This window comes from Actinomyces johnsonii (assembly GCF_006546835.1).
In the GTDB taxonomy this organism is placed as follows: domain Bacteria; phylum Actinomycetota; class Actinomycetes; order Actinomycetales; family Actinomycetaceae; genus Actinomyces; species Actinomyces johnsonii.
Map to the genome: position 1 here is coordinate 2,680 of NZ_VICB01000030.1, position 2,054 is coordinate 4,733.

Consider the following 2,054-nt stretch of genomic DNA (forward strand, 5'->3'; position numbering starts at 1 on the left):
GCCCGCGCCCACACCCCAGGAGAGAGCACCAGGAAGGAAACCACGATGACCACTCGCATGCAGATGTGGAGCATGGCGCTCACGGCCGTCGCCACCGGTATCCAGGCGGTCGTGCTGCTAGCCGTCTCATGGCACTGGTGGGCCCTCCTCATGGGCACCATGAGCGCCATCAACATTTCTGGGGTCGTCGCCGCCATCGTCAACCAGCGCCGCGAACAGCAGGAGGATCCCCAATGACCACACCCCAACCCAAGCGGTACCTGGGAGTGGCTGCTTTCGCCCGGCGCGTCGGCCTCGCCCCCGGCACCATCGCCTCATACGGCCGCAAAGGCCTCCTCCCGCCCCCAGACGTCATCATCGCCGAGGGAGAAGGCGGCCGACAGATCCGCGGCTGGACACCCGCCACCATCGACTATTGGGCCACCCACCGCCTCGGACAGGGGCGCAGAACTGATCTGAGACGTCCCAAAAACTGACCCCCCGGGTACACAACGACAGAAGCCCTCTTCCAGGAGCGCTGTAGGCGCTTCTGGAAGAGGGCTTCCCGCCACTAAGGCACCCCCGCATACACGGGGGCAAACACTTGGGAACCCCCCGGATGCCCCCGGGGGGTTCGAGAGGAGGTCAGCATGATGACCGTAGACATCATCGCGAACCTATCCCCAGCGTAGCAGGCCATATCGACCACGATGCACCCACCCCACGCCAAAATAGAACTGGCCGCCAGAAACACTTCTGGCGGCCAACTCCATTCACCCCCACCGAAAACACCACAGAAAAGGAACAGAAGAACGGGCGCGGGCGGAGGGGCCCCAAGAGAGGGGAGGCAAAAACCCCGGAAAATCAACCCAAAACCACTTGACAATCACCACTCAAACCGGTAACGTTATAGGTGGTTGGGAGGAACCCCTCCCAACAAATGAAGAACCCCCCGGGGTACAACCACCAGGGGGTTCAACAACTAAACAGGGAGGAGGTGATCGTGATGACGATCGGAGAACTGATCGGCCTAGCAAGCGTAGTTCTCACTCTCCCGGGATCCATCGTAGCAGTCATCCAGCTGTGGCAGATGCTCAAGCCCGGACACGGCCGCCACCGCAAGTGAGGCCAAGGTGGCCCCACGGGAAACCGCGGGGCCACCCCCCACCACCCTCAACCACCAAAAGCGGAGCCTGGGGTGTGGGCGCGGGCGGGAGGGCCCGCGCCCACACCCCAGGAGCACCAGGAAGGAACACGATGACCACCCCCAATAAGAAGCCCCCCCGGGAATACTTAAGTTTGGCCGGCTTCGCCCAACGCGTCGGCCTGAGCTCGGGCACTCTCGCCTCCTACACCCGCAAAGGACTCCTGCCCCCGCCGGACGTCATCATCACCGACGGGCAGGGCGGCCGACAGATCCGCGGCTGGACACCCACCACCATCGACTACTGGACCACCCACCGCGTCGGACGGGGCTACCGCAGCGACCTCAGACGCCCCAAAAACACTTAGCAAAGCCGTTTACGGTATCCGGCATGCCGGTACACATGACTGACGAGCAGCTGCGGGCCTGGACCCGCGAAGCCGAGGAAGGCTACGACGTCGACGCACTCAAGCATGAGCACGCGCAACGGAGAAAGCCGCTCAGAGACGCTCACAGCCACGTAGACGCCCCGAAACCCCCTAGGAGCCAGGACGGGGCACACATAACGAGGGAAGCCGCTCAGAGACGCTCACAGCGCCCCTGAGCGGCTTCCCAGCCCAAAAGGGCACCCCCGCTCACGCGGGGTCAACACCCACAGGATGTCACCGCGCCTCCCCCCACGAGGATCATCCCCGCTCACGCGGGGTCAACGCAGATGTGGAGCATGGCGCTCACGGCCGTCGCGGATCATCCCCGCTCACGCGGGGTCAACGCCGTTCCGAGGACCATGAAGAAGATCTCCATCGGATCATCCCCGCTCACGCGGGGTCAACACATAGCAGCCCCTGGAATCCCGCCAGCACAGCCACCCTAGCAGTGGCCACCGACATCACTGATCACCTGTGAGCGGCTGAGCGGCTGAGCGTGAGCG

At 64.1% G+C, this 2,054-nt stretch carries 4 protein-coding genes; all 4 read left to right on the top strand.

All coding sequences use genetic code 11. The features are described from left to right. Window positions 1-237 (top strand): hypothetical protein (locus tag FK256_RS13935; RefSeq protein WP_211343590.1); only part of this gene is annotated, 237 nt, incomplete at its 5' end. Then, window positions 234-476 (top strand): transcriptional regulator, encoded by a 243-nt coding sequence (locus FK256_RS13940; protein ID WP_141425166.1) that lies wholly within the window; start codon window positions 234-236, stop codon window positions 474-476. The genes FK256_RS13935 and FK256_RS13940, both read left to right, overlap by 4 nt. A 506-nt stretch (window positions 477-982) precedes the next feature. Then, window positions 983-1,105: a hypothetical protein gene (locus FK256_RS14805; RefSeq protein WP_280525793.1), complete on the top strand. Its 123-nt coding sequence runs from the start codon at window positions 983-985 to the stop codon at window positions 1,103-1,105. Window positions 1,106-1,236: 131 nt separating this feature from the next. Beyond that, complete coding sequence (locus FK256_RS13945; RefSeq protein ID WP_141425167.1) at window positions 1,237-1,491, top strand: MerR family transcriptional regulator; 255 nt, start codon at window positions 1,237-1,239, stop codon at window positions 1,489-1,491. Window positions 1,492-2,054 lie beyond the last annotated feature (563 nt).